We start from the raw sequence: 26,265 nt of genomic DNA on the forward strand, positions 1-26,265 counted from the left end.
GGAAACCCCCTATGCTGCAGCTTGGTTCCCGGACGGTGGGGCGGAAACTGCGGTTTCCACCGAAGGAGTTGGGAAGAGTAGCCGCGCGGTCACACCCCCGGAGCTGTTCCGCACCAGCTCGGCGCGGCCGCGCAACTGGCGGGCGAAGGCCGTCATCAGGGTCCGGCCGACCCCGGAGGCCGCCAGGGCGTCGTCTCCGACCTGGCCATCGTCGCTGATCTCCAGCTCGGCCTCGTCGCCGCGAACGTGGAAGTTGACCGTCAGCACCCCGCCGCGGGTGGCGAAGGCGTGCTTCTGGGCGTTGGTGATCGCTTCGACGGCGAACAAGGCCAGCGGCGCGAGCCGGTCGGGATCAATGACCAGGGCGTCGACCGACAGCTCGGTGCGTACGCCGGGCCCGTGCAGCATCTCGCCGGCGATCAGCTGGGCGGTGAGCTCCTCGAGGAAGGGCCGCAGGTCGACCCGTTTGAGGTCCGGCCCCTGGTAGAGGGCGCGGTAGATCAGGGCGAGCGCGGTGATCCGCTGGCGCGTGTCGGACATCGCCGCCCGCGCGGCCGGGTCGGCCAGCGCCCGCTGCTGCATGTTGAGCAGGCTGGAGATGACCTGCAGGTTGTTCTTCACCCGGTGATGGATCTCGCGCATCAGCGCGTCCTTCTGCGCCAGCGAGTCGCGCAGGGAGGCGTCTCGGCCGACGATGCCCTCGGCCATCTGTTCGAGCGCCGCAGCCAGTTCGCGGATCTCGGGCGGCATCTGCTCGGCCTGCACCGGCCGCACGCTCAGCCGGCCCTTGGCGTAGAGGGCGGCGATCCGCTGGAGATAGGCGATCCATCGCACCACCACCCGCTCCGTCACCACCGAGACGGCGACCAGGGCGATGACGAAGGTCAGCAGCGGGAAGAGGATGCCGGTGAGCGGGTTCAGCCGCGCCCAGGACAGCAGGCCCGGGGCGCGCGCCGAGAGCAGGACGAAGACGTCGTCCCTGACCACCGGCGCCGCCGAATAGACGCGCCGCTCGCCGTCCTGGCCGATGGCGTACCAGACCGCCGTTCCGTCCCGCTTGGCGAGGCTGCGCCAGTCCGCCGGAAGGTGGCCGAAAGCCTGCGGATTGGTGGCGTTGATCAGCCGACCTTCGTAGTCCGTCAGCGCCACTTCCGACTGGCTGGGGAGCACGGGGTCGTTGGCCGACGGCTGCAGGCTGGAGAGGGCGATGACCGCGGCGAAGGCGCCTTCGAACTCTCCGTCAGGGCCGGTCGCCGGGACTGCGGCCAGCACCGACGGCTCGCCGGCGTAGGCCTGGCCGGCGTCGCGAACGACCACCAGGCCGTCGCCGGCGGCGAGCGCGCGGAACCAGGGCAGGGCGGCCCGCCGGGGATCGCTCGGCACGCCGCCGGCGGCGCAGGCGACCTTACCGTTGCGGTCGAAGCGGATCAGGTTGGCGTAGCCGGGAATGCGGCCGGTGACCTGCGCCAGCCGCTGGGCGCACTGGAAGCCGACCGACCCCGGGGCCAGGGTCTGCAGCAAAATATCTGCGCTCTCCAGCCGAGCCCGGGCGGACGCCGCGCTGCGCTGCGCCGACGCGGACAGGTTGAGCTTGAGGCTGACGTCCTCCCGGTGGAAGGCGATGGCGGATTGCAGGACGCCGAGCAGCAGGACCGGAAGCAGCGCGAGAGCCAGCGCCGCCGTCAGGCGAACCCGAATGGTGCTCAGCGAAGCCTTAGGCCTGCCGCTCATCTGTCCGCCGACGACCGTCCTCAACGGACGGTGCTTAGCCGTTCCGCGTCGGCGAGGATAGACCGCATGGCGTCCCCGGCGGAGGCGCCGTCCCGGTCATAGGCGCCGGTGTCCAGGATGGCGTGCAGCGCCCGCCGGGCCCGGCTGACGCGGCTCTTCACCGTGCCCACGGCGCAGCCGCAGATGTCGGCCGCCTCCTCGTAGGCGAAGCCGCCGGCGCCGACCAGGATCAGGGCCTCCCGCTGTTCCGGCGGCAGCATGGCCAGGCCTTGCCGCAACTCGTCGAGCGCTACCGGCGCCTCAGGGTCGTCGACCGCGACCAGCGTCCGTTCGGCCGCCTCCTGGTCCAACTGGGTCTGCCGCCAGGACCGGCGCTTCTCGGAATAGAACTGGTTGCGCAGGATCATGAAGGTCCAGGCCTTCATGTTCGTGCCCATCTGGAAGCTGGCCCGGGCGTCCCACGCCTTCATCATGGCGTCCTGCGCCAGGTCGTCGGCGGCCGCCGGGTCGCCGCACAGGGTGCGCGCGAAGGCGCGCAAATGCGGGATCAGCTGGACGAGCTCGCGTTTGAAGGCGTTGTCGTCCGCGGCGGTCCGCGGCGGGCGAGCGGGTTGCACGGTCTCGTCGCCGGCCATCAGCCGTTCTCCGACGAACGGCTGTCGGCGCGGCGGAGAATTTCCAGGAATTCCTCCGGCACCTGCTCGTTCACTACCTCGTCAAACATCTGGCGCAGGCGCACCCCGATAGCCTGCTGACGCAGACGCGCCTCGTCCATAGCGGCGGAGGACCTGCGTCGCTCCTCTGAAGGCCGTTGTTCGATCATGTCCTCGGCGCTCCGCTGTCGCGGCGGCCGCCCCCTCGTTGCATCCTCGTCAGCGCTCAACGCCCGACTCCGCCCCAGGTTCCATAAATGTCAGCGACCAAGATGCCGAAAACACCCGACTTCGGGAACCGGTTCCCCAGCCTGACGTTTCTCAGCATGATGAGGCCGCTTGGGGGCGAGGCTCCCCGGCCGCGACTGTGCTGCATTATCCCAAACGGGAGGGGTCATCCTTGAGTCTTCTAGCCCGACTGGCGCCGCATCTGCCCTATGTGCGTCGATACGCCCGCGCGCTCACCGGCGACCAGACCACCGGCGACCACTACGTGCGCGTGGCGCTCGAGGCGTTGGCCGCCGGCGAGCGCGTGCTCGAAGCCAGTCTTACGCCGCGCGTGGCCCTCTATCACGTCTTCCACGCCATCTGGTGCACCTCAGGGGCCCAGCTTGAGGCGCTGGGCGACGACGACCGCACGGAGAGCGACGACACCACCCGCCGGCTGATGCGCATCGCGCCGCGGTCGCGCCAGGCCTTCCTGCTCACCGCGCTCGAAGGCTTCACGCCGAGCGAGGCGGCGCAGATCCTCGGCACCGACTTCAACGAGGTCGAGCGACTGATCTCCGAGGCCCAGACCGAGATCGACGCGGAGCTGGCGACCGATGTGCTGATCATCGAGGACGAACCCGTCATCGCCGCCGACATCGAGGCGCTGGTCAAGGAGCTCGGCCATACGGTGGTCGACATCGCGGCCACCCGGACCGAAGCGGTGGACGCCGTGACGCGCAAGACCCCGGGCCTGGTGCTGGCCGACATCCAGCTCGCCGACGGCTCGTCCGGCATCGACGCGGTGAAGGACATCCTCGCCCGCTACGATGTGCCGGTGATCTTCATCACCGCCTTCCCCGAGCGCCTGCTCACCGGCGAGCGGCCGGAGCCGACCTTCCTGATCACCAAGCCCTTCCAGCCGGAGACGGTGAAGGCGGCGATCGGCCAGGCGCTGTTCTTCCATCCGCGGCGGGCCGACAAACAGGCGGCCTGACGGATAAGCTTGACCGGAACGCGCGCCGGCGGGTGCGCGTTGAGGACGATGTGGGCGCCGCGCCTTGCGGCGCCCGTTTCGTTTGGAGGCGAGACCCATGCTCGGTTGGGCGATCATCTTCGCGCTGTTGGCGATCCTCGCAGGCTTCCTGGGCTTCTTCAGCCTGGCCGGCCTGGCGGCCTCGATCGCCAAGGTGCTGTTCGTTGTGTTCCTGGTGCTGCTGGTCGCGGGCTTTGTGATCCGCGCGATCCGCGGCCAATCGGTGGTCTAGGGACGGCGATAGCGGCGGGGTGACGTGCGCGCACCGCCTTTGGCGCATGTGAAAACGGCCGCCTCTCGGGCGGCCGTTCTGCTGTCTGCCCTGCATAGACTAGGGCCGGGGCGGCTCGGAGCGGTTGGGCTGTCCTGGATTGCCGCTGTTCTGCGGGGCGAACACGCCGCCGGTCGCATAGTTCTGGCGGACGGCCCCGGCGGGCTGCGGCGCGGCGAAGTCCTGCACGTCGGCGCGTTCGGTCGCGTTGTTCGGCTCGACGCGGGCCAGGTCCGGCGCCCGCCAGGTCCAGGTCGCGAAGAAGCCCAGAACGACGAGCAGCAAGGTGATGAGCAACACCCAGAGAACGTTGCGGCCGAGCCGGCCCTGACGGACGCGCGTGACGCCGATGCTCGGCCGTGGGTGGGAGCGCGTGGATAGCGCCATGAGGAGGCTCCTTACTCAGATGGGAAATAGCTGAACGGTCCGGTCTGCGGCTTTCCCAGCGCTTCGGGATGGCGATCGGCCAGAACCCCGATCAGGCTGCTCGCCAGCGCCAGGGCGAGAACGCCGCAGACGACGACCCGGCGTCGCCGGGCGGCCAGCTCGCGCAGTCCGGGGCGCTTGATCAGACCGACGTCATTTCGGGACGCGAGATTTCGGGACGCGAGCGCATCCGGCATCGGCCGCCATCCTCGTTGCCGGCCCGCACACGGACCTCAGGAGCTAACGCAGGCGCCGGCTCAGCTGTTCCCGCGCGGTTGCGGAGAGGGCGTTCTGGGCGCCGATCCGACGGCGGTGAAAAAATCCGTAAAAAACTTGGATCGCCTCGGAACGGTCACATGCGAGGCGTGTTCTATGGCTGCGGAGGCGGCGACGCCCCCCCCGACTTGAGACTGGCGAACATGCCAGTCTGCCGTCTCCGCACCCCTTTTCTCGATGATGCAGACTCGGCGGGCCCCAAGAGGGCCCGCCATTTTATGTGCGCGGCCTGCCGGTCCTTAGCGGCGCACGTGCAGCATGACGTCGACACGGCGTCGGAGCGGCGCGGCCTGACCGTCCGAGGTCCGCGCCCCGGCCTGGCCGGCGGCCGCGATATGGAATTCCGCGGTCGGCAGCCCGGAGGCGGCGAGGGCGTGCGAGACCGCCTGCGCCCGTCGCTGCGACAGCTCGTAGTTCGCCTGCGGCGCGCCGACGGCGTCCGCCAGACCCAGCACATCGATGGCGGTCACCCGGCAGGATCGCAGACTGGCGGCCGCGGAGTTGATCACCGCCTGCCCCTCGGGCGTCAGCTCGGCAGACTGGGGGTCGAAATAGACCTGGACCGTCTGGTCGACGCAGGTGCTGGGCGCGCGCACGATCCGCGCCCGGGCGTTCTGCAAGGTGGTGCAGCCGCTCAGCGCCAGCGTGGCGGCCAGGGCCGCGACTGCGAGGGTCTTCATGTCAGCCTCCCGAAAGGTGTCTGAGAAAGCGATGCCTGAAAGAGCAAGGCATGAGAAAGGGCGGCCGGGATCCGACCGCCCTCTGGAAGTCCGAGGTCGCGCGCGCCTCAGTACCGGGGCGCGCCGTCTTCCCAGTAATAGCGCCCGGTTGCGGAGTCGTAATAATAATAGCGGCCCGCGCGTTCGTCGTAGTACTGCCGCCGGCCCGGGGCGGCGGCGCCGCAGCCGCCTTGGTCGTGGCAGCCTTTCGCCGCGCCCGCGGCGGCCCCCACGCCTGCGCCGATCAGCGCCCCCGTCGCGGCGTTGCCGCCGCCGACATTATTGCCGATGACTGCGCCGGCGACGGCGCCTAGCGCCGCGCCGCCGAGAGCGGTGTTTGTCGTGTGAGGGTCGTTCGCGCACGCGGTGACCAGCATGCCGGCCCCTGCGAGGGCGATCCATGGCTTGAGCATCGAAGAGCTCTCCTAGTGTGTCCCCGGCGGGGTCAACGCGGGGAAAGCTTCACAGTTCCCGGAACCCTCGTCGAGCCCGCGCCGTTCAGCCGGCGGACACTGCTTAGCGAAGGACCCTTTCCCATGATTGGCGGACGCTTGGAGAAAGACGATCGAACGCCGGACGCCCTGGACAAGGCGGACTTGCGCGAAGCCTATGAGCGCGGGCGCAGCGACGAGCGCTCGCGGCGCAAGCGCCACCCCGTGCTGATGACGGTGACCTTCCTGCTGGCCGCGGTCGGCCTCGTCCTGCTGGCCATGGCGGCGGTGAACGGCTCCTTCATGCGCGGCGGCAACGTGGTCGACCAGCAGCTGAACGTCGCCGCCGACCGCGCCGCGCCGGCGGTCAACGAGGCGGCCAGCAACGCCGGCCAGAGCCTGCGCGAGGCCGGCCAATCGGCCAAGTCCAGGGCCGAGAAGGTCGGCTGAGCGGGTGAGCAAGCGGGGGGCGGCGCCGACCTTGCGGCGTGTGGAAGTGGTGGTCAACGTCGCCTCCGGCAGCGTGGCGCCTGATGCGCCGGCGGAGGTCGAGAAAATCTTCGCGGACTTCGGGATCAATGCGCACGTCTGCGCGCCGTCGACCGAGGATCTGACCAACTGCCTGCGCGCGGCGGTGGACGCCGGGCCCGAGCTGCTGGTGGTGCTGGCCGGGGACGGAACGGTGCGCGCCGCCGCCGAGCTCTGCGGGCCCAAGGGGCCGATGATCGCGCCTTTGCCCGGCGGCACGATGAACATGCTGCCGCACGCCATCTATGGTCTCAGATCCTGGCAGGACGCGCTCACGGTCGCGCTCGCCGAGGGTGAGGCGCGGATGCTGGGCGGAGGCGAGGTCGAAGGCCGCCAATTCCTGGTGGCCGCCATCCTGGGATCGCCGGCGCTCTGGGGCCCCGCGCGCGAAGCGGCGCGCTATGGCAAGGCCCGTCTCGCCCTGATGCGGGCCCAGCGGGCGCTGAGGCGGGCCTTCACCGGCCGGTTGCGCTACAGTCTGGACGACGGCCCGCGCGACAAGGCGGTGGGCCTGAGCTTCCTCTGTCCGCTGATCTCGCGCGCGCTGGACGAGGAGGCGCCGGCGCTCGAGGCGGCGATCCTCGACCTGCAAGGGCTGCGTGACGTGGTCAGCCTCGGCTTTCACGCGCTGAAAGGGGACTGGCGCGAGGCCCCGGCGGTGCATGCGAGGCCCTGCCGCGTCGCGCGGATCTGGGCGTCGGAACATATCCCAGCCATTCTGGACGGCGAGGCGGTGCGGTTGAGCAGTTCGGCGACGATCGGCTTCCGCCCGGACATCGTGCGGGTGTTGAGCCTGCCGAAGGCGTTGCGGGAATCATGATTCGCCTGGCCCATCTGTCGGACCTGCACTTCGGCGGGGAGAACGGCGCGGCCGTCGCCGCCGCTCGAGCGTACGTCAACGCCGGCGGCGTCGACCTGACGGTGATTTCCGGCGACATCACACGCTATGGCGCGCCCGAGGAATTCGTCGCGGCCGCCACCTGGCTGGAGGGACTTCGAGGTCCGCGCCTGGTCACGCCCGGCAATCACGACGCGCCCTATTTCGCCGTGCCGCAGCGGCTGTTCGCCCCCTTCCGCCGGTTCATGGCGCGGATCGGGCCGGCCGACGCCCAGGGCTATGTCGCGCCCGGCCTGGCGGTGCGGGGCGTGAACACCGCGCGCGGGGCGCAGCCGAGGATGAACTGGTCGAAGGGACAGATCGCACGCCGCCAGGTCGCCCGCACGCTCAAGGCCTTCGCGTCGGTCCCTGCGGACGACGTCCGCATCGTCGTCTGCCATCACCCGCTGGCGGAGATGATCGGCGGGCCGATGACCGCCCGGGTCTGGGGCGGCGCCGCCGCCGCCCGGGCCTTCTCGGAAGCGCGGGTCGATCTGGTGCTCTCCGGCCACATCCACGCGCCCTTCGCCTGGCCCTACCCCTTCGCCGACGGGCGCACCTATGCCGTGGGCGCCGGCACGCTGTCGGTGCGGGAGCGGGGCGTCCCGCCGGGCTTCAACCTGGTCGACATAGAAAGGGCGGCGATCCGTGTCGCCGCCCTTGCTTGGACAGGCTCGCATTTCGAGCCCTACCGGACCTGGTCGCTCGACCGCCGCTGACGCCCTCGTCGAGCGTCAGGGCCGCGTGGCCCTGCTATGGGACGCCGCGCCCGCGCACGAGGTGCATGACGATCGAGACCAGGAACAGAACCAGGAAGACATAGAATAGGATCTTGGCGACTCCCATGGCCGCGCCGGCGATGGTGGTGAAACCGAGCACGGCGGCGATCAGAGCGACCACCAGAAAGGTCAGGGCCCAGCCGAGCATGTGGCGTTCTCCATGCGCGCCCGAGGGCGCTCTTTGTTGAGATCGCGGACGCCTTGTCCGCTCGCCAAATCAACGTGCGCACAGCTCCGCCGTTCCCCGGCCGGCATGTCTCAAGGTGATTTGATCGTCCTGCGGCCCGGCCTGGAGACGCCCTCTAGCGCCGCCGATCACGGTCGGAGGCGCGTGGTCGGCTCGCGCGGCCGGCTACGGCGGCGGTGAGGAGCGTCGTCAGCACGGCGGGGTTGCGCAGGATGACAAGGCCGGCCGCGGCCGCCGCGCCCGCGGCGATGATCGGCCGCTCGCGCGCAAGATCGATGAGCCGGCTGGTCAGGCTTTCCTCTTCGTGGGCCCGAGGCTTGGACCTGACCTTCAGCACCGCCACCAGGGCGATGATCGCCGCCACGGCCGCCGCCAGCAGGGCGACCACTGCAGCTGCGCCCGCAGGCGTGAGCTGATCGCGCAACAGCGCATAGAGTGCGAAGGCCGCTGCGATCACGCAGACGGCCGCCGCCGCCGCCATCGCAGAGATGGCGACGATCAGGCTGAACGCCTTCCTGAGGATCAACGGCGGCCGGAGGAGAGCAGCAGGCCGATGAGGACGCCGACGCCCAGCGCCGCGCCGGTGGCGGCGAGCGGACGTTCGCGAACGCGCTCGGTCACATATTGCTGAGCCTGTTCGACCTGTTGGCCCGCGGTGTCGGCGTAGGTGCGCGACTGGGCGCGGATCTGCTCCAGTCCGTCCTGGACCGCCTGCTGGATCTTGCTGCGCGCCTCGGTGAAGGCGCGCTGGGCCTCGGCCGCCAGCTGCTTGGTCTCGGCGCCACTCGCCGCGGTGAGTTTCTCGTCAGCGTAGTCAACGGCGTTCGCGGGCATTTCGATGTCTCCGAAGGGATGGGCCCCGGCGGCGAGCGGGGCGCGCTAGCCTCAACGAGGAACAGCATAGGCAAGTTCCAGCGTCATCGCAAAAGCAGAGCTTCACCTTTCAATTGGGAAAGGTGGGGGCAATTGGGAAAGGTGGGGGCCAAGCAGCGGTTCCTATCGCGCCAGCGAAGGCTTGCGCCTATTGTCTGCAACTCGGCGTGTAACAGGCGGACGACGCGTGAACGAAAAGCGGCTCGAACTAGCGCTGGAAGCAGCCGGTCTCGGCCAGTTCGAGTGGGACGAGGTTCGGCAGGTGCTAAGCATCAGTCCGAGCGCGGCGGCCCTGGTCGGGGTTCCGGCCGGGGACGTTCCCACGAAGGGCGGATGGACCTGGGACCAGCTCATCCACGGCGACGACATGGCGCGGGTGACCGCGCTTCGCGACCCGTTGGTGCGCGGCGAGCGCTTCCAGGTCGACGTGCGGACGGTGCGCCCGGACGACGGCCGGACCGTCTGGCTGCGGATCTCCGGCGCGCCGGAGCTGGGGCCGGACGGGACGCTGATCTACATCACCGGCCTGATGTCGGACATCACCGCCTTCAAGCTGGAGGAAGAGCAGCGCGTCACCCTGATGGCCGAGCTCGACCACCGGGTGAAGAACATGCTCGCCGCGGTCCAGGTGCTGGCCTACCAGACCGCCAAGCGGACCACCTCGCTCGACGCCTTCCTGCAGAATTTCTCCGGCCGCCTGAAGGCGCTGGGATCGGCCAACGAGCTGCTGACCGCGGCCCGCTGGCGCGGCGCGGCGGTGGACCATGTGGCCGCCGCGGAACTCGGCGCCCTGGCGCCCGGCCAGACCAGCTGGGACGGGCCGGAGCTCTTCCTGACGCCGCGTGCGACCAATGCGCTGTCGCTGGCCCTGCATGAACTCGCCACCAATGCGGTGAAATTCGGGGCGCTCGCTGTCGAAAGCGGCCACGTCGATCTGCGCTGGAAGCGGCTCGGCAACGGCGGTTTCGAGCTGATCTGGAGCGAGAGCGGCGGACCGACAGTGGTCCAGCCGGTGCGCCGCGGCTTCGGGACCACCCTGCTGGAGCAGGTGACCGGCCGGGAGCTGAATGGCGAGGCGGTGGTGGAATACCGCCCCTCGGGCGTGCGCGCGCGGCTGACCGCCGGCGCGGCCGCCGTCGCGCCGCGGCCGGAATCGGTGCCGGACGTCACGACCGCGAGAGTGGTCGAGACCGTCGCCGCCGCCCGGGCGCCGCGCAGTCTGAAGGGGTCGCGGGTGCTGATCGTCGAGGACGCGGTGCTGCTGGCGCTGGAGCTGGAGACCGGGCTCGCCGACGCGGGCGCCGAGATCGTCGGACCCGCCTACGAGCTGGAGGAGGCGATGGCGCTGCTGGACCGGCCGATCGACGCCGCGGTTCTGGACGCCAACCTGAACGGCCGCTCGGTGATGCCGGTGGCCGAGGCGCTCTTCGCGCGCGGCGTGCCCTTCGTCTTCGCCACCGGCTACGGCGACAATGGCGGCGCGCCGGGCGGCTTCGAAGCCCCGGTGATCCGCAAGCCCTATGACGTCACCCAGGTCGCCGCCGCCGTCGCCGATCTGCTCGCCGCCCGCTGACGCCGCCGCCTGCGGCAAAAACGCCGCTCGGGCCCGCTGTCGCCGACGCTCAGACGGCCGTCGCGTCTCGGTGAGGGCGTGATCGTAGGGTTGCAGCCGCGCTGCGATTTCGCCTTTAAGGATCCTGAGACAAGGCGTCACCTACCCGGCCGAAAAGCCAGGCCCTAAAACTCAGGCCAAGGAGATCTGCGGAGTGCTCGCAGAGGCCGGACCGGCGGCCAGGGACATCGCCCGCGTCATGCGATCCTAGCTCCTGCTTTCCGGTCCGCGGCATAGGTCGCGGACCAGATTGCTTAGCCGGCGCACTGATTCGAAGTCGATTGGGCCTGTGGAGGGCTCCGAGGAGCTTCGCAATCGTCAGGGGCGCTGGCAAGTGCAAGCGTACAGTAGGCGTTAAGGATCTGAAGTTTGCACCGGCGTGCGAGAAAGCGCGCCTGCGGACTTCAGATCCCGACGCATTTTAGATCACACCCTTTTCGCGCAGAGCCCGGATCTGCTCGGCCGTGCGGCCGGCGCGCTCGCGCAGAACCGCCTCGGTGTGTTCGCCCAGGGCGGGCCCCGCCCAGCGGACGCCGCCGGGGGTGTCGCCCAGCTTCGGAAAAACGTTCTGCATCTTTATCCGGCCGAAAGCCGGATGGTCCGTCTCGATGATCGCCTCGCGCGCGGCGAACTGCGGGTCCGCCAGCATCTCGGGCGCGCGATAGAGGCGGCTCGCCGGGACGCCGTGGGTCTCCATCAGCTCGAGCAGCGCGTCGAGCGGCCTGGTCCGAGTCCAGGCGGCGATCAGCGCGTCGAGCTCGTGCTGGTTCTCGCCGCGGCTGGGATGGTCGAGGTAGCGCGGATCGGCCTTCAGCTCGGGCCGCCCCATGGCCTCGGTCAGGCGCGCGAACACCCCGTCGCCATTGGCGCCGATCAGGATCATCTGCCCGTCCGCGCAGGGGTAGACGTTCGAGGGCGCCAGCCCCGGCAGGATGGGGCCGGAGCGTTCGCGCATGTAGCCGGTCAGGTCGTATTCGGTGACCAGGTTCTCCATCACCGCGAAGACGCTTTCGTAGAGGGCCGCATCGACCAGCTGGCCGCGCCCGGTGCGGTGGCGGGCATGCACCGCCATCATCACGCCCATGGCCGCGTGCAGGCCGGTCAGGCTGTCGCCGATGGAGATGCCGGCCCGCGAGGGCGGCCGGTCCGGTTCGCCGGTGACCTCGCGCAGGCCGCCCATGGCCTCGCCGATCAGGCCGAAGCCGGCGCGCTGGGAATAGGGTCCGGTCTGACCGAAGCCGGAGATGCGGGCCATGATCAGCCGCGGGTTCAGGGCCGACAGCGCCTCGTAGCCCAACCCCCATTTTTCCAGCGCGCCCGGCCGGAAGTTCTCGATCAGCACATCGGCCTTGGCGATCAGGGCGCGGGCCAGCTCCTGGCCCTCGGGCGTGCGCAGGTCGAGGGTCACCGACTTCTTGTTGCGGGCGATCACCGGCCACCAGGGCGACAGCCCCTTGGGCAGGGTGCGGCCCCATTTGCGCATCGGATCGCCGGCGCGCGGATCCTCGATCTTGATCACCTCCGCCCCGAAGTCGCCGAGGATCTGGCCGCAGAAGGGCCCGGCGATCAGCGTGCCCATCTCGACGACCGTGAGGTCCGCGAGCGGGCCTTGGGCCTTGGCGGCGGAAGACAGGGGCTCGGACATCTGGGCTCCTTGGGGCGCGTCGGCGCAGGCGTCGCAGAACCTGGGCCGGCGCGCCGGCTTGTCAACCGCGCGGCCGGCCCCTGGCCTGCTCGAACCCCCGGCGGCAACGCCCGGTCAGGCCGCCTTGGGCCGGGCCGACTTGGCTCGGGCCGGGATGGGCGTGTCCGCCGTGTCGACGGGCTGCGGCTTCGGCCCCCAGATGGGGTAGGGGCCGAGGGTGAGGATCAGCAGGCCGCAGATCAGGCTTGCCGGGATGCCGGCCAGGATGAAGGGCGTATAGCTGCCGGCCAGGTCGTAGATCGCGCCTGCCGCGACCGGTCCGAGGCCCGAGCCGACGGCGATCAGGCTGCCCATGATCCCGAAGATCTTGCCGAAGTTGCGCATGCCGGCGTAGCGGCTGGTCAGATAGGCGGCGATCTGCAGCTTCGCGCCCGACGAATAGCCGATGATGAACATGGAGATGACGATCAGGGCCGGGCTGCGGAAGGGTTCGAGCAGCATGACGAAGCCGATCATCGGCACGGCGAGCGTGATGCCGCCGACCAGGCCGGCATTCCAGTGATCCGACATCCAGCCGGTGGCGAGCTTGCCGGCGAATCCGGCCAGCCCGGTCAAGCTCGCCAGATAGGCCGCGGTGGTGCGCGTCAGCCCGGTCTCGACCAGGATCGGCACCTGGTGGACGATCAGGGCCACGCCCATGAACATGGTGATGAGGGTCGAGAGCGCGATCCGGATGATGGCGGGACTGCGCAGCGCGTCACCGAAGCTGAGCCCCGGCAGAACCACAATGGGCTCGGCGTCCGCGATCGCCTTTTCCGCCGGCGTCCGGCGCCGCATGTGGTCGTGGGCGTCGTACAGGAACAGCAGGACCATGACCAAGGCCAGGCCGCCCCAGCCGGCGCCCAGCCAGACGTAGGCCATTCGCCAGCCCTGGGTTTCGATCAGCCAGCGGGTCAGCGGCGGCGCCACGATCTGAGCCGCGGCCGCGCCGCACATCATCACGCCGAGCGCCAGGCCGCGCGCGGCGCTGAAGGTGCCGGTCACCGCCGCCGTCCAGACCGTCGACTTAATCCCGGTCGCGACGATCGAATAGAAGGTCCAGAGCGCGAGCCACTGCAGCGTGGATCCGTTCGCCAGCCCGAAGGCGCTGACCGCGCCGGCGGTCATGACCAGGCCGACGATCGCCAGGACCCGGGAGCCCCAGCGATCGATCATCGCGCCGACCACCGGCGCCAACGGGATGGTCATGAGGGCCGCGATGGACAGCCCTGCGGTGATCTGCGTCCGGCTCCAGCCGAACTCGTCCGCCAGCGGCTGCATGAACAGGCCGGTGGAGTAGGTGGTGATCGAGTGGAAGGAGAAGCCGGTGAATGCGGCCAGAACCATGAGACCGTACTTGCGCCATTCGGCGGGTGCGGTGAGTTGAGGCGCAGCCAAAGATCATCCTCCCATACGCGCGCCCGGTCGCTACAAAGGCGGACCGGAGCCTGTTTCTCTGCGCAGTCTAGACCGATCTGCGGATGCGACGCACCACCAGAACGTCCCGACGGCGGGGCGCCGGCCGAAAAATGGACTCACGTGGCCAGCAAAGGCACGCAGATGGCGTCGCAAGGGACGTTCAGGGAGAGGCGAGCGGAATGATATCGATGGATCTGAGCGGCAAGGTCGCGGTCGTCACCGGCGGAAGCCGGGGCCTGGGGCTCGCGATCAGCCAGGGCCTGGCGCGGGCCGGCGCCTCGGTCGCCATCGCCAGCCGCAAGATCGAGACCTGCGAGGCGGTCGCCGCGGAGATCGTCGCGGCGGGCGGCCAGGCCTCCGCCCACGCCTTCCACGCCGGCCGCTGGGCCGACTGCGACCGTCTCTTCGCCGAGGTGACGGAGCGCTGGGGCGGCGCGCAGATCCTGGTCAACAACGCCGGCAAGTCGCCGGTCGCGCCCTCGTCCGTCGAGACCAGCGAAGAGCTCTACGACATGGTCTTCGCGGTGAACCTGAAGAGCGTCTTTCGGCTCTCGGCCCTGTTCGGGGCGCAGATGAAGGCGGCCGGCTCGGGCGCCATCGTCAACATCTCCTCGACCGGCACGCTGAGGCCCGACCCCTCGTTCGCCCCCTACGCGGCGGCCAAGACCGGGGTCAGCCTCTACACCACCACCTTCGCCCAGGAGTTCGGGCCGGAGGTGCGGGTCAACACCGTCATGCCGGGCCCCTTCCACACCGACGCCACCAAGGCCTGGTCGCGCACCCAGGGGTTCACCGATTACGCCCGGCGGGTCCTGCCGCTCGGCCGCGCCGGCGAGCCGCGGGAGATCGTCGGCGCCGTGCTCTACCTCGTCAGCGACCTGGCCGCCTTCACCACCGGCGCCTGCATCAAGGTCGACGGCGGCCACAGCATCGCCAAGTCCGGCGACGGCCCGCCGCCGAGCTGAGGCGCGGGGTCGACTATCTGCCGGTCGGCCTCAGGGCTTGTGACAGCCCATTGATCAGGGCGGCCTTGAATTGCCGGGCGATGGCGGTGTTCCCGATCGCGTCGAAGCCATGGAAGGCGCCTGGCACGACATTCAGCTCGGTCTGGATCCCGGCGTCGACGAGGCGGCGGGCGTATTCGATGTCCTCGTCCACGAAGAGGTCGATCGACCCCACGCCGATGAAGGCCGGCGGCAATCCGCGCAGGTCCTTCACGCGCGCCGGAACGGAGCCGTGGGGAACGCGGGCCGATCCGGCCGGAACCCCGAGCAGGGAGGTCCATCCGAAGCGATTGCGCTCGGGCGTCCAGATCAGCGCGCCGATGTAGGGCGGCGTCTTGCGGGTGCTGCCGGTCCGGTCGTCCAGCATCGGATAGATGAGCGCCTGGTAGACCAGGGGGATTTCGCCACGGTCGCGCGCGGCGATCGCCAGCATGGCGGCGTGACCTCCGCCGGCGCTCTCGCCCATGACGGCGATACGGGTGCGGTCGACGCCGAGCGCCGCGGCGTTTGCGTGCAGCCATTTCAGGCCCGCGTAATTGTCCTCGAGCGGACCCGGAAAGCGGGTCTCGGGGGCGAGCCGGTAATCCACGGTGACGATCACGCAGTCGAGCGCGAGCGCGATCTCCTGCAGATTGCGGATGTCCGCCTTGGCCGCGCCCAAGACGAAGCCGCCGCCGTGGGTATGCAGAATCGCCGGCCGCTGCGGTCGACCCGCGGCCGCGTTGATGACGTAGACGCGGACGGCCGGCGCCCCTGCAGGCCCCGGAATCATCTGCTCGACCCAGGCGGGCTGCGCCAGCGGAGGCCGGGAGAATGTCGCCTTGCGTTGCGCCGGAAGCGTCTGCGCATTGAGCGGCGCGGACGCGAACTTGCGGATCCGATCGAGCATCGGCCGAAGCTCGGGATTCACATAGGGGGTCGGATCGAAGGCGCCTGCCGCGGGCGCGCGGACCGCCGCGCCGGCTGCGCCCGATGTGATCGCCAGCGTTCCCGCTCCGGCCAAAAGTCCGAAACCCCGACGGGTCATCCGGCTCATGCTCAATATCTCCGATGAAGCCGGCGCCAGGGCGCGCCGGCGGCCCCTTGCTGCAGAGGTTCGCGTTTCTACAATTTTCTATAATCGAACTAACCGCCTATAGCGCAGCTCGGCCGCGGCCGGCAATCCGGCTGCAGAGCACCGGCCGTATCATCCGGACGAGACCTATGCCCTAACCGGAGGCCGGAAGGGTCTTCGAATTGACGGTTGATGCGGCGAGCGCTGGCGCGCTTATCTGAAGGGGCATGAGCCCTTATCTCTTCGAACCGTCCGCCCGACCCGTCGTCCCCGTGGAGGGCGAAGCCGCCGTCTTTCCCGTGCGGCGCATCCTATGCGTCGGCCGCAACTATGCGGCCCACCGGCGCGAGATGGGCGGCGACGATCGCGATCCGCCGTTCTTCTTCGCCAAGCCTGCCGACGCGGTCGTACCGCCCGGGGGCGAGATCGCCTATCCGCCGGCCACCCAGAACCTGCACTACGAGATCGAGCTGGTGGCGGCCCTGGGGGCGGGCGGCGTGGACGTCCCGGTCGAAAGGGCGCTGGACCTGATCCTCGGCTACGCGGTCGGCGTCGACCTGACCCGGCGCGACCTGCAGTCGGCCGCGCGCGACAAGGGCCAGCCCTGGGACGCGGCCAAGGGCTTCGACGCCTCGGCGCCGATCTCGGCCATCCGCCGCTGGAGCGGCGCGCCGCCGACCGGCCGCATCTGGCTGGGCGTCAACGGCGAGGTCCGCCAGGACGCGACGGTGGACGACATGATCTGGAACGTGGCGGAGATCATCTCCGAGGCTTCGAAGTTGTGGCGGCTGGAGGCCGGCGACCTGATCTTCACCGGCACGCCCGAGCGCGTCGGCCCGATCGTCCGCGGCGACCGCGTCGAGGGCGAGGTGGCGGGCGTGGGCGCAATCGCCTTCCAGCTGGTCTGACCATGACCCTGGTCCTGCACAGCTATTGGCGGGCCACCGCGCCCTACCGGGTGCGGATCGCCCTGAACCTGAAGGGCCTGCCCTTCGACTACGCCCCGGTGAACCTGCTGTCCGGCGACCAGCACGCAGAGGCCTACCGGCGTCTCAACCCGCAGGGGCTGACGCCGGCGCTGGAGACCGAGGACGGCCGGGTCCTGACCCAGAGCCTGGCCATTCTCGAATGGCTGGAGGAGGTCCATCCGGTCCCGCCGCTGCTGCCGGCGGATCCCTTCGACCGCGCCGCCGTCCGCGCCATGGCCGCCCTGGTCGCCTGCGACATCCATCCGCTGAACAATCTGCGCGTCCAGCAGCAGCTCACCAGGATGGGCGTCGAGGCCGATGCGCGCCTCGACTGGACCCAGCGCTGGATCCACGACGGCTTCCGCGCCCTGGAGCCGATGGTCGCCGCCCATACCGCCGGCTTCGCCTTCGGCGCCGCGCCGACCCTGGCCGACTGCCTGTTGATCCCCCAGGTCTATTCCGCCGAACGCTACGAGGTGGACCTGGGGGCCTATCCGGCGATCCGCGCCGTGGCGGAGCGCTGCGCAGGGCATCCCGCCTTCGTGGCGGCCCATCCCGAGCAGCAGCCCGACGCCACGGCGAAATGACGTCGTTGCGGGTTGCGGGCCTCGGCCCGTAAGCCTAAAGCGGCGCCATGCTCGAAGACCTGAAGAACAACAACCGCAACTGGGCGGCCGGCAAGATTGCGGTCGATCCCGGCTTCTTCAAACGGCTCGAAAACCAGCAGGCGCCCAAATACCTGTGGATCGGCTGTTCCGACAGCCGGGTGCCGGCCAACGAGATCGTCGGCCTCGATCCGGGCGAGCTCTTCGTGCACCGCAACGTCGCCAACCTGGCCCCGCCGCAGGACGCCAACTACCTCTCGGTGCTGCAGTTCTCGGTCGAGGTGCTGAAGGTCGAGCACATCATGGTGGTCGGCCACTACGGCTGCGGCGGGGTCTCCGCGGCGGTCGACGGCAAGCGCCGCGGCCTGGTGGACCATTGGCTCCATCCGATCCGCGAAGTGTGTCACGACCACAAGCACGAGCTGGCGGCGCTGGACGACGATCGGGCCCGCTGGGATCGGCTGGTCGAGCTGAACGTCATTCGCCAGGTCAAGAACGTGGCGCAGGACATTTTCGTGCAGGACGCCTGGGCGAGCGGCCAGTCGCTGAACGTCCACGGCTGGGTCTATTCGATCGCCGACGGCCTGGTCAGGGACCTGAACGTCACCGTCGGCAGCCCCGAGGACGTCGACCGGATCCTGTAGCGATCGGCCGAGCCCGGTCCTACGCCAGCTTGATCTCGCGCAGCCGCTCCTGAAGGTAGGCGTCGGCGGTGATCGGCTGCGGGTAGCGGTCCGGATGGGCCTCGTCGACGCATCCCGGCAGGGTGCGGATCTCGTAGTCCGGATTGAAGTGCAGGAAGAAGGGCGTCGAATAGCGCGAACAGCCGCGCCGCTCGGGCGCCGGATTGACCACGCGGTGGGTGGTCGAGGGCAGGCGGTGGTTGGTTAGCCGCTGCAGCATGTCGCCGATATTGACCACCAGGGCGCCGGGCGGCGGATTGATCGGCAGCCAGCGGCCCCCGTCATTGCCTAGGGAACGGTCGAGCACCTCGAGCCCGGCTTCCTCCGCGCCCAGGAGCAGGGTGATGACGTTGATGTCTTCATGCGCCCCGGCGCGGATGTGCGGCCCGTCCTCAGACACCGGCGGATAGTGCAGCAGCCGCAGCACGGAATTTCCGGCGTCGACCGTCGGCGTGAAAAATCCCCGATCGAGCCCCAGCCAGACGGCGATCGCCTCCAGCACCTTCAACCCCATGGCGTCGAGCGCCCCATAGAGCCAGCCGACAGCCTCGCGGAACTCCGGCGTGTCGGCGTCCGGCCAGACGTTCTCGTCCATCAGGGCGCGGAAGGGATGCCCCGGCGGCAGGTCGCGGCCGACGTGCCAGAACTCCTTGAGGTCGTGGTGGGCTTGACCCTTGGCGGTCTCGACGCCGAAGGGCGTGTAGCCGCGCTGGCCGGCGAGGCCGACCTTGTACTTGAGCTTGGCCGGCGTCGGCAGGGCGAAGAAGGTCTTCGCCGCCGCCAGCGCCGCCTCGATCTTCGCCTGCGGCAGGCCGTGGTCGGAGATCACCGCGAAGCCAAAGCGGGCGAAGGACCTGCCGAGGGCCTGCGCGAACCCGGCGAAGTCGCCGTCGACCTGGGCGAAGGAGACGGGATCCAGGGTGGCGGGGAGGGCCGGGGACTGGCTGTTGGGTGTTTGACTCATGGCGGCTCGTCCTACACCGGCTCCCGGCCAGTCTCCACACGCGGCGGCGTCGCCGGCGGGTCGTCGTCTTCGTCCTCCTCGGCCATGCGGGCCATCTCCGCCCGCAGCAGCCTCTCCGTGGTCTCGCGGGAATCGCGGCTGGCCATGACGTAGCGATCCTCCTCGCCGGCCAGGGGGGCGAGCTGTTCGAACAACTCGCGGTCGTGGTCGCGGAACAGGACCGCGGACTTGAGCGCCCGGCGCTCCGACACGCCCAGCCGCACCAGGGCGCGGCGGCCGAAGTTGAGCGCGCCCTCGAAGGTTTCGCGCTCCACGGTGTCGGCGCCGTGGCGGAGCAGCTCGTAGGCGTGGCGGCGGTCGTAGGCGCGGGCCAGGATGGTCAGGTTGGGGAAGGCCTCGCGGGCGGCCTCCACCATCTCGCTGGCCTTGTCGCGGTCGTCGATGGCCACCAGCAGCAGCTTGGCCTTGTCGGCGCCGGCGGAGCGCAGCAGGTCCAGCCGGCTGGCGTCGCCGTAGTGCACGCGCCAGCCGAACCGCCGCAGGATGTCGATCTGCTCGATGCTGGATTCCAGCGTCACGACCTTGAAGTTGTTGGCGATCAGCAGGCGGGCGGCGATCTGGCCGAAGCGGCCGAAGCCGGCGATGATCGCGTCAGGGGCGCCCTCGTCGAAGGGCAGCCGCTCCGGCTCGTCCAGCGGCCGCTCGCGGCTCAGCACCAGCCGGTCGAACATCACCATCATCAGGGGCGTCGCCGCCATGGAGACGGCGATGATGGCGGTGAACAGGCGCGACAGGTCCGGCGGCAGCACCTGGGCGCCGACGGCGAAGCCCAGCAGGACGAAGGCGAACTCCCCGCCCTGGGCCAGGGATACGCCGACGGTGGCGGCGGCCCGCTTGGGCGTGCGGAAGAGGCGCGCCGCGCCATAGATGGCGAACATCTTCAGCGCCATCAGCCCGCCCACCAGACCGATCACCAGCAGGGGCTTGGCGGCGACCAGCTTGAGGTCGAGGCCGGCGCCGACGGTGATGAAGAAGAGGCCGAGCAGCAGGCCGCGGAACGGCTCGATGTCGGTCTCCAGCTCGCGACGGAACTCGCTCTCCGCCAGCACCACGCCCGCCAGGAAGGCGCCGAGCGCCGGGGACAGGCCGACCGCCTCCATCAGGGCGGCGACGGCGACCACCAGCAGCAGGGCCGAGGCGGTGAAGATCTCGCGCAGCCGGGCCGCGGCGATGAACCGGAACATCGGCTGGATCAGATAGCGGCCGCCGACGATCACCGCAGTCACCGCGCCCATGATCGCCAGCGCGCGCAGCCAGGCGGGCAGGTCGCCCAGCAGGTTGTGTTCCACCGTCGCCGCCCCGCCGCCCGGGCCCAGCAGGGGCAGCAGCGCGAAGAGCGGGATGACCGACAGGTCCTGGAACAGCAGCACGCCGAAGGCCGCCTCGCCGACGGGGCCCTGGCGCAGTCCCTTCTCGTCGAGGGTCTGCAGCACGATGGCGGTGGACGACATGGCCAGGATCAGGCCGGCGGCGAGCGCCGTGCGCCAGTCCAGGCCCAGCGCCGCGGCCGCCGCGGCCAGCAGCGCGGCCGTGCCGACCATCTGCGCCGCGCCGACCCCGAAGATGGCGGTCTTCATCCGCCAGAGCAGGGCCGGACGGACCTCCAACCCGATCAGGAACAGCAGGATCACCACGCCGAACTCGGCGAAGTGCATGACGTCTTCCGGCTCGCCGGCCAGGCTGAGCACGTGGGGGCCGACGATGACGCCGGCGACCAGATAGCCCAGCACCGAGCCCAGTCCGAGCCGCTTGGCGATCGGCACCGAAATCACGCCGGCGGCCAGATAGACCAGGGCCTCAATCAGAAGGCCGTTCATCGAGCTCGTGGTCTTTGCAGGGGCGGCGGCATGGGCGCAATGGACGGCGCCTTGCGGCCGCTTGCACGCGTTTTTTACCCCGGCCGCCGTCGCCGCGCGTGGCTGGCGACCGGTGCGCCGCTGGAACCCTCATCAGCCTGATGACGGCTGTCTATCGGCCCAGCAGCAGGGATTGCGGGACGGCCACATAGCCGGGCGGAGGCGGCGTTTCATCGCCGGGCGGCACGAGGATCGGCGGGGGAAGCGACTCGTCGATCTTCGCCGGGCCGACGCGCTCCCAGTCATATTCGAAGAGCGCGCCGTAAAATTTCGCGATCTCCGGATCGTAGAAGATGAGGCTGGCGTCGCGGTTGAAGCCCGTCCCGGCCGTCGTCCAGTTGTGGCTGCCGATCAGCACCGCCGCGCCGTCGATGACGATCCCCTTGGTATGGCAATTTTTCTGGATCCGGACCCTGTCGGTGTCGAAGCCATAGTCCTTCGCAAAGGAGATCGTGTCGCGGTCGTCGGGGCCGAAGCTTCGGAAGATGATGCGCACATCAAGGTCCTGCTGCTGCTTGGCGAGCAGGGCGTCCAGGAGCTTGCCGTAGTCGCCGCCGACCGTCTTGGTGTTGAAGCTCTGGTTCTGGAACAGCACCGAGCGCTTCGCCGACTGGATGAAGGGCAGGACGGTCGCGATGTAGTTGTCGGGCGTCAGGATGGGGTGCACGTCGAGCGTACGGCGGCCTTCGAGCGGCTCGAAATAGCGCGGTTTCGCCGCCGTCTCCAGATCGCCCATCATGCCGGTGGGCACGAAGACCAGCGGCTCTTCCAGCGCCGGAGCCTCCTCGGCCGCCTGCGCCTCCTTCAGGTCGCGCTCGATATGTTTCGCGAACAGCCCGGCGATATCGGGATCGTCGAGAATGACGTGCCATTCGCGATTGAACTGACGGAGCGCCGCCGGCTTGGTGTCCGCGGTGAACGGATCGACGTCCGGCTGGTTGGAGGTCTGCCATGAGCCGCTGGAGAGCCAGAGGGCGCGGTTGTCGCGGACGGCGACCTTGATGTGATAGGCGGAGTCGAAAATGCCCGCCTTGCCGACGCTCGCGGGGGCGAAGGTGAATTTCGATGCCTTAGCCTCGCGGATGTGATCGACCGTCTCCACGTCGGTGAAGTCGTCCTTCTTCGTGCCGCGCCCCACATCGCCGCCGAGCTGCAGCACCAGGTCGATCGTCTCGTTCGCGCCTTTGACGCTGGCGAGGACGCCCTTGACGACGTGCGGCGCGCCGAACTCGTACATGGCGATCGCCAGCGACGTCCTCGTCGCCTTCAGGAACTTGGATAGCTGGGGCCAGCCGGAATCCGGGCCGGAATGGATGACGAATCCCATCTCCGCGCTGCGGCGCGTCAGCGGCAGGTCCGGCCGCGCCTTGTAGGACGTGCGCCAGCTTGGCGTGCGCGCTTCCTCGCTGGGCCCGGCGCCTTCGCCCGACAGGTCCGCGGTGGAAGCCACCGTCACGTCCACCCGCACGCCGTCGATGTCCTGGGGCAGAGCGAGCACGCCGCGGGACTCGAGCGACGACTTGTCGATCTTGCGACGGACGGAGACCACGACCGCGCGTTCGTTGGTGATCATGCCGTTCTCGAAGCGGTAGCCGGGCTTGATCGCCACCACGTCGGCGCGGTTCGCCAGCAGCGTCTTGGCCTTGGCCACCGCCTGCGCCAGGCGCGGCTTGTCGACATCGCCCCCGGCGACCGAGGCGGCGGTCGTCGTGACCGCGGGCGTGGCGCCGGCCGCGATCGGCAGAGCGATCGGGCCGCCGAGCTCCACGGTGATCCTCAGCGGAATGGTGACGGTGACGCTTCCCGCCCCCGTCCCGATTTGCACCGTTCCGGTCGTCGTTCCGGCGTTCTGGCCTTCGTTGTCCGACAAGGCTGATCCTCCCGATCCCAGCAATGCGCGCGCCCGTTCGAGGCACCGGCCCAGCACGGAGACGGGCACGGCGTCGTTCTCGACGAATTCGACGCCACGGTAGTGCAGCGCCACCACCTCGCCGGTGGCGATATCGATCACCGGCGATCCGGAATTGCCGCCGAGCGTCGAACATCCGTGGGTCACTTGATCGCCGCCGACGCCAAGGATCTGGCCGACCGCGACCCGCTTCTTGTCGAAGACGCCGCCGAACACCTTCTCGGCCAGGGCGCGGTCGGAGAAGCGCGTGTCGCGCGCCGGGTAGCCGACGACCGCCACGGGGCTTTTCGGCCGCAGCGCCTCGGTCGATCGGATCAGCGGCTTCCTGCCGACCAGCGTCGAGGACTCCGCAAGCTTCAGGAAGGCGACATCCGGTCCGGCCTCAGGGGCGACCCAGACGATCCGCTCGACCGCGACCTCGGCGGCGGCCGTGTTGCCGAACTCTTCGAGGAAGTCGACGCGCACGCCGATCGGGGTCCGCGCGTCGAAGCCGAGGCGGAACTTGAAGTGGGCGCCGCTCGCCTCGGCGAACAGGCTGGCGACATGCCGATTGGTGACGATGAGACCGTCGTCGATGACCCAGGCGGTGCCGACATAGGGGCTGTCGTCGACGAAATTGTCGACATCGATGCGGCCGACCGAAAGCAGGGCGCTTGTCATGGACGCATCATGCTTGGCGAGCAGCGTTCGCCAGGCTTTCGCCTCGGCCCGCGCGCTGTCGAGATCGACCCGGCCGTCCCGAACCACATAGACCGGCGTGCCGATCGCGAAGACGATGGTCTCGCGAACGCCGATCTCCTCCGACGGCGCCATGCCCTCGTTCACCGCCAGCGGACCGAGGTGGGCGCGGCTCGCGGGCCGATTGCTCAGCCGCCGCTCCATCGCCGGTTGGGCTTCCTTGAGCCAGGCGGGCCGCGCTTTCGGCTGGGTCAGGAGCGCGTCGATATCCGCCTGGACATCGGGATTGCTGGCCTCCCGGATCTGCTGCGCGACAGAGCTGACACGACCTCGATCACTAATCGCCATTGCCGCATCCTCGGTCGACCTGCCTGCGTCCTGTCATTATTGCTCCGCCATTGCGAACAGACGGTGACGTCAGGACGCGGCGTCCAAAAGCCCAATCAATAATGTCTCAGAGATACTGCGAGCGGCCGGGGCAACTCCCCTTCCGCTCCTGTTTCGTCGATTGAGATCGGGGAACTGCGACTGACGCGGACTGAAGCGCTGGGAGTTACTTCCCAATACTGAAAGTCATGCCGGACATCGACGCGGCGGATTGCGCCGCCTCGGCTACGCTTGATGGTCCATCAGATTCCGCGGCGGCACAACCGGTGATCGTATGGAATCGGTAGTTGGCTCGCGCCTGCCGCGGTCGCTCAGAAGTGGGAGACGAGCACGACCCGCACATCCCGGCCCGGCATGACCACGTTGTCCTTGTTGAGCGCCGTGGCGTTGCGGATGGTCTCGTCGGCGAGGTTGTGGCCCACCAACAGCACCTCGAGGCGGCGCGATCCGTCCAGCGGCCGCCAGGCGATCTGCGCATCGACCGAGGTGTAGCCGTCGGTCGGGGAATCGGCGACCCCGACGTGGTCCTGCGAGTCCACGGCGAGCACCATGAAGCCGGCGTCCAGCGACTTGCTGGCCCAGCTCAGGCCGCCGCCGATGCGCCCAGGCTGGATGCGCGGAACATCGCCGCCGCCGCCGGTGAATTTCGCCCGCACATAGTCGGCCAGCACGTTGACGGACAGGTCGCCGCCCAGGGTCTTGGCGACGGGGAAGGCGCCCTTGAGCTCGACGCCCCAGAAGTTGGCGTCGCGCTGGCTGTAGTTCAGTTCCTTCAGCTCTTCGGGACTGTCGAAGGCGCAGACCCCGGCCTCGTCGCAGGTCCGGCCGGTGAGCGCGCCGTAGATATAGCCGTTGAAGCGCGTGCCCCAGGCCGAAGCCTCGATCTTGCCGCCGGAACCGACACGATACCTCGCCGTCGCTTCCAGGGAGTTGGCCCGCTCGATCTTCAGCGAAGGATCGCCGGTTTCGAAGGTCTGCGGGCCGTCATGGGGGCCCCGGGCGAAGAGCTCGGTCTGCGCGGGCGCCCGTCCGGCGCTCGACGCCGTCAGGCCCAGGCGCAGGTCGTCGGACACCTCATAGGTGAAGCCGGCCGAGACGCTGATCGGGGTGAAGGTCCGGCGCATCGAGACGCCGGACGCCGGCGTGCCGTCGATCCGGGAGCGCTCCACGCGCAGGGCGCCCTGAAACTGGAAGGCGCCGAGAGGCGCCTCGACGAAGGCGAAGCCCGCCGCGGACTGGGTGTGGGTGGGCAGCAGATAGTCGGCGCCTTCGCCGAGCGCCTCGAACTTGCGGTCCTGCCACTGCACGCCGAGGGCTGCGGCCGACAGCGGTCCCATGGGGCCGAACAAGGCTTCGGCGCGGCTGTCCCACTCCTTGTTGTTGAAGGTCGAAAGGACGAGGTTTCCTTCCGGATCGATCTCGCTGTGGGTGTAGTCCGCGTAGCTCAGGTCGAGATTGATCGTCTGCAGCGGGCCTGCGTCCACCTGGAGCGATGATCCAAAGGCGCCCTTGTCCTGGCGCATCCGGATGAAGGTGTCGTCCGAGGGGATGCCGTAGCGCGCCTCGTAGTGGGTTCCCGACGCCCCCACGCGGCTGTCGTCGTCGTCGCCGAAGAAGTAGGACGCGCCCACCGATTGGCCATTGCCGCGGAAGAAGGAATTCTGCTGCTTGCCGATCGGGGTGTCGTAGTCGCTCGCGCGGCGGCCGAAGCCGTCGATGTGCATGGCGAACGGACCGCCGCCGGCGTCGAGCATCAACGATCCTTCGCCGCCGCCGGCCACCGAGTTGTAGGCGGCCGAGGCTTCACCTTCGACGCCCGAGATCGGTTTCCGGGGGATCCGGTTGTTGATGGCGTTGACGACCCCGCCGATCGCCTGGCTGCCGTAGCGAAGGGTCGCCGCGCCTCTGACGACCTCGACGGTCTGGGCCGCCAGGGGATCGATCGGCACGCCGTGGTCGGGGCCGACATCGGAGACGTCGGCGCTGGACTGGCCGTTCTCGACGATCTTCACCCGCTGGGCGTCCATGCCGCGGATCACCGGGCGGCTCGCGCCCGTGGCGAAACCGGTGCCGGCGACGCCAGGGATGTCGCGCAAGGAATCGGCGAGGCTCGAACCTCCATTGGTCAGGACGTCGTCGCGGTTGACCTGGTCGACGATGGTCGCGAACCGGTCCGGATCACCGGCGATCGGGGAGGCGGTCACCACCACTTCCGAAACCGATTTCGGAGCGTCCTCGGCATAGGCTCGGCCGGTGGACAGGGCGGCCACGGCGCCCGCCGCGAAGAGAAGGGTTTTGACGCTCACGGGTGGGCCTCATGCCAGCTTGTCCGCCGTCTGATATGTTATAATATAACGACACTCAAGCCGGTTTTTTCGAGACCAGATT

The 26,265-nt window shown here is 69.4% G+C and carries 27 protein-coding genes; 10 read left to right on the forward strand and 17 right to left on the reverse strand.

Annotated elements, in window-relative coordinates; all coding sequences use genetic code 11:
- Window positions 1-9: 9 nt before the first annotated feature.
- From phyK to nepR, 3 genes are read right to left on the reverse strand one after another with little or no spacing between them, the layout of a single operon-like run.
- Entirely contained in the window at window positions 10-1,731 is a 1,722-nt protein-coding gene (gene phyK, locus ACSQ2B_RS18170; protein WP_436052009.1) for a sensor histidine kinase PhyK, read from the reverse strand.
- Between the two features lie 20 nt (window positions 1,732-1,751).
- Window positions 1,752-2,366, reverse strand: coding sequence for a sigma-70 family RNA polymerase sigma factor (locus ACSQ2B_RS18175; protein WP_436052010.1), 615 nt, complete (start codon window positions 2,364-2,366; stop codon window positions 1,752-1,754).
- Window positions 2,366-2,554 carry an anti-sigma T factor NepR gene (gene nepR, locus ACSQ2B_RS18180; protein WP_324088596.1) on the reverse strand — a complete coding sequence of 63 codons (189 nt, stop codon included), beginning with the start codon at window positions 2,552-2,554 and terminating at the stop codon, window positions 2,366-2,368. Before nepR ends, ACSQ2B_RS18175 begins: the two co-directional genes overlap by 1 nt.
- A gap of 230 nt (window positions 2,555-2,784) precedes the next feature.
- On the opposite strand from nepR, the gene phyR reads away from it, so the two are divergent.
- Window positions 2,785-3,588 (forward strand): anti-anti sigma factor/receiver protein PhyR, encoded by an 804-nt coding sequence (gene phyR, locus ACSQ2B_RS18185; protein ID WP_436052012.1) that lies wholly within the window; start codon window positions 2,785-2,787, stop codon window positions 3,586-3,588.
- A gap of 97 nt (window positions 3,589-3,685) precedes the next feature.
- On the forward strand, window positions 3,686-3,859 hold the full coding sequence (locus ACSQ2B_RS18190) for a DUF1328 domain-containing protein (protein ID WP_436052013.1): 174 nt from the start codon (window positions 3,686-3,688) through the stop codon (window positions 3,857-3,859).
- A gap of 99 nt (window positions 3,860-3,958) precedes the next feature.
- Here ACSQ2B_RS18190 and ACSQ2B_RS18195 read toward each other — a convergent pair whose 3' ends face one another.
- The 4 genes from ACSQ2B_RS18195 to ACSQ2B_RS18210 all read right to left on the reverse strand — a co-directional run bounded on the left by ACSQ2B_RS18195 (window position 3,959) and on the right by ACSQ2B_RS18210 (window position 5,732).
- Complete coding sequence (locus ACSQ2B_RS18195) at window positions 3,959-4,285, reverse strand: hypothetical protein (protein WP_436052014.1); 327 nt, start codon at window positions 4,283-4,285, stop codon at window positions 3,959-3,961.
- An 11-nt stretch (window positions 4,286-4,296) separates the two neighbouring features.
- Entirely contained in the window at window positions 4,297-4,521 is a 225-nt protein-coding gene (locus ACSQ2B_RS18200; protein WP_436052015.1) for a hypothetical protein, read from the reverse strand.
- A 318-nt stretch (window positions 4,522-4,839) separates the two neighbouring features.
- Window positions 4,840-5,280, reverse strand: a complete 441-nt coding sequence (locus tag ACSQ2B_RS18205; protein ID WP_436052016.1) for an OmpA family protein — start codon at window positions 5,278-5,280, stop codon at window positions 4,840-4,842.
- 107 nt (window positions 5,281-5,387) lie between these two features.
- Complete coding sequence (locus ACSQ2B_RS18210) at window positions 5,388-5,732, reverse strand: YMGG-like glycine zipper-containing protein (protein ID WP_436052017.1); 345 nt, start codon at window positions 5,730-5,732, stop codon at window positions 5,388-5,390.
- Window positions 5,733-5,870: 138 nt separating this feature from the next.
- Here ACSQ2B_RS18210 and ACSQ2B_RS18215 point away from each other — a divergent pair, with 138 nt between their 5' ends.
- From ACSQ2B_RS18215 to ACSQ2B_RS18225, 3 genes are read left to right on the forward strand one after another with little or no spacing between them, the layout of a single operon-like run.
- Window positions 5,871-6,200 carry a hypothetical protein gene (locus ACSQ2B_RS18215; protein WP_436052018.1) on the forward strand — a complete coding sequence of 110 codons (330 nt, stop codon included), beginning with the start codon at window positions 5,871-5,873 and terminating at the stop codon, window positions 6,198-6,200.
- A gap of 4 nt (window positions 6,201-6,204) precedes the next feature.
- Window positions 6,205-7,098, forward strand: a complete 894-nt coding sequence (locus ACSQ2B_RS18220; RefSeq protein ID WP_436052020.1) for a diacylglycerol/lipid kinase family protein — start codon at window positions 6,205-6,207, stop codon at window positions 7,096-7,098.
- Window positions 7,095-7,874, forward strand: a complete 780-nt coding sequence (locus ACSQ2B_RS18225; RefSeq protein WP_436052021.1) for a metallophosphoesterase family protein — start codon at window positions 7,095-7,097, stop codon at window positions 7,872-7,874. Before ACSQ2B_RS18220 ends, ACSQ2B_RS18225 begins: the two co-directional genes overlap by 4 nt.
- Before the next feature lie 34 nt (window positions 7,875-7,908).
- Here the strand turns inward: ACSQ2B_RS18225 and ACSQ2B_RS18230 are convergent, their stop codons facing one another.
- The 3 genes from ACSQ2B_RS18230 to ACSQ2B_RS18240 all read right to left on the reverse strand — a co-directional run bounded on the left by ACSQ2B_RS18230 (window position 7,909) and on the right by ACSQ2B_RS18240 (window position 8,955).
- A complete protein-coding gene (locus tag ACSQ2B_RS18230) occupies window positions 7,909-8,082 on the reverse strand; it encodes a DUF1328 domain-containing protein (RefSeq protein WP_436052022.1) in 174 nt (57 codons plus the stop codon).
- A gap of 154 nt (window positions 8,083-8,236) precedes the next feature.
- Complete coding sequence (locus ACSQ2B_RS18235) at window positions 8,237-8,647, reverse strand: hypothetical protein (RefSeq protein WP_436052023.1); 411 nt, start codon at window positions 8,645-8,647, stop codon at window positions 8,237-8,239.
- Window positions 8,644-8,955 carry a glycine zipper domain-containing protein gene (locus ACSQ2B_RS18240; RefSeq protein ID WP_436052025.1) on the reverse strand — a complete coding sequence of 104 codons (312 nt, stop codon included), beginning with the start codon at window positions 8,953-8,955 and terminating at the stop codon, window positions 8,644-8,646. The genes ACSQ2B_RS18235 and ACSQ2B_RS18240 overlap by 4 nt, the downstream gene beginning before the upstream one ends.
- Before the next feature lie 226 nt (window positions 8,956-9,181).
- Between ACSQ2B_RS18240 and ACSQ2B_RS18245 the strand changes: the two genes are divergently transcribed.
- On the forward strand, window positions 9,182-10,567 hold the full coding sequence (locus ACSQ2B_RS18245) for an HWE histidine kinase domain-containing protein (RefSeq protein WP_436052026.1): 1,386 nt from the start codon (window positions 9,182-9,184) through the stop codon (window positions 10,565-10,567).
- 460 nt (window positions 10,568-11,027) lie between these two features.
- Here the strand turns inward: ACSQ2B_RS18245 and ACSQ2B_RS18250 are convergent, their stop codons facing one another.
- Both ACSQ2B_RS18250 and ACSQ2B_RS18255 read right to left on the reverse strand, forming a co-directional pair.
- The gene (locus tag ACSQ2B_RS18250; RefSeq protein ID WP_436052027.1) at window positions 11,028-12,251 is read right to left on the reverse strand and encodes a CaiB/BaiF CoA transferase family protein; all 1,224 of its coding nucleotides are present in this window, start codon (window positions 12,249-12,251) and stop codon (window positions 11,028-11,030) included.
- Window positions 12,252-12,365: 114 nt separating this feature from the next.
- The gene (locus ACSQ2B_RS18255; RefSeq protein WP_436052028.1) at window positions 12,366-13,688 is read right to left on the reverse strand and encodes an MFS transporter; all 1,323 of its coding nucleotides are present in this window, start codon (window positions 13,686-13,688) and stop codon (window positions 12,366-12,368) included.
- Window positions 13,689-13,888: 200 nt separating this feature from the next.
- On the opposite strand from ACSQ2B_RS18255, the gene ACSQ2B_RS18260 reads away from it, so the two are divergent.
- Entirely contained in the window at window positions 13,889-14,674 is a 786-nt protein-coding gene (locus tag ACSQ2B_RS18260; RefSeq protein ID WP_436052029.1) for an SDR family NAD(P)-dependent oxidoreductase, read from the forward strand.
- A gap of 13 nt (window positions 14,675-14,687) precedes the next feature.
- On the opposite strand, the gene ACSQ2B_RS18265 is transcribed toward ACSQ2B_RS18260, so the two are convergent.
- Window positions 14,688-15,749, reverse strand: coding sequence for an alpha/beta hydrolase (locus tag ACSQ2B_RS18265; RefSeq protein ID WP_436052030.1), 1,062 nt, complete (start codon window positions 15,747-15,749; stop codon window positions 14,688-14,690).
- Between the two features lie 245 nt (window positions 15,750-15,994).
- Between ACSQ2B_RS18265 and ACSQ2B_RS18270 the strand changes: the two genes are divergently transcribed.
- The 3 genes from ACSQ2B_RS18270 to ACSQ2B_RS18280 are packed head-to-tail and all read left to right on the forward strand — an operon-like array spanning window position 15,995 to window position 17,984.
- Complete coding sequence (locus ACSQ2B_RS18270) at window positions 15,995-16,675, forward strand: fumarylacetoacetate hydrolase family protein (RefSeq protein WP_436052031.1); 681 nt, start codon at window positions 15,995-15,997, stop codon at window positions 16,673-16,675.
- 2 nt (window positions 16,676-16,677) lie between these two features.
- Window positions 16,678-17,322 (forward strand): maleylacetoacetate isomerase, encoded by a 645-nt coding sequence (gene maiA, locus ACSQ2B_RS18275; RefSeq protein WP_436052032.1) that lies wholly within the window; start codon window positions 16,678-16,680, stop codon window positions 17,320-17,322.
- 47 nt (window positions 17,323-17,369) lie between these two features.
- Window positions 17,370-17,984, forward strand: a complete 615-nt coding sequence (locus tag ACSQ2B_RS18280) for a carbonic anhydrase (protein ID WP_436052033.1) — start codon at window positions 17,370-17,372, stop codon at window positions 17,982-17,984.
- A gap of 19 nt (window positions 17,985-18,003) precedes the next feature.
- Here the strand turns inward: ACSQ2B_RS18280 and ACSQ2B_RS18285 are convergent, their stop codons facing one another.
- The 4 genes from ACSQ2B_RS18285 to ACSQ2B_RS18300 form a co-directional block, all read right to left on the reverse strand.
- On the reverse strand, window positions 18,004-18,987 hold the full coding sequence (locus ACSQ2B_RS18285) for an isopenicillin N synthase family dioxygenase (protein ID WP_436052034.1): 984 nt from the start codon (window positions 18,985-18,987) through the stop codon (window positions 18,004-18,006).
- Window positions 18,988-18,998: 11 nt separating this feature from the next.
- A complete protein-coding gene (locus ACSQ2B_RS18290; protein WP_436052035.1) occupies window positions 18,999-20,864 on the reverse strand; it encodes a monovalent cation:proton antiporter-2 (CPA2) family protein in 1,866 nt (621 codons plus the stop codon).
- 151 nt (window positions 20,865-21,015) lie between these two features.
- Window positions 21,016-23,838, reverse strand: a complete 2,823-nt coding sequence (locus ACSQ2B_RS18295) for a phospholipase D-like domain-containing protein (protein ID WP_436052036.1) — start codon at window positions 23,836-23,838, stop codon at window positions 21,016-21,018.
- A gap of 350 nt (window positions 23,839-24,188) precedes the next feature.
- Entirely contained in the window at window positions 24,189-26,183 is a 1,995-nt protein-coding gene (locus tag ACSQ2B_RS18300; protein WP_436052037.1) for a TonB-dependent receptor, read from the reverse strand.
- Window positions 26,184-26,265 lie beyond the last annotated feature (82 nt).

Origin of the sequence: Phenylobacterium sp. LjRoot225, assembly GCF_964252855.1 — a bacterium.
Lineage (GTDB): Bacteria > Pseudomonadota > Alphaproteobacteria > Caulobacterales > Caulobacteraceae > Phenylobacterium.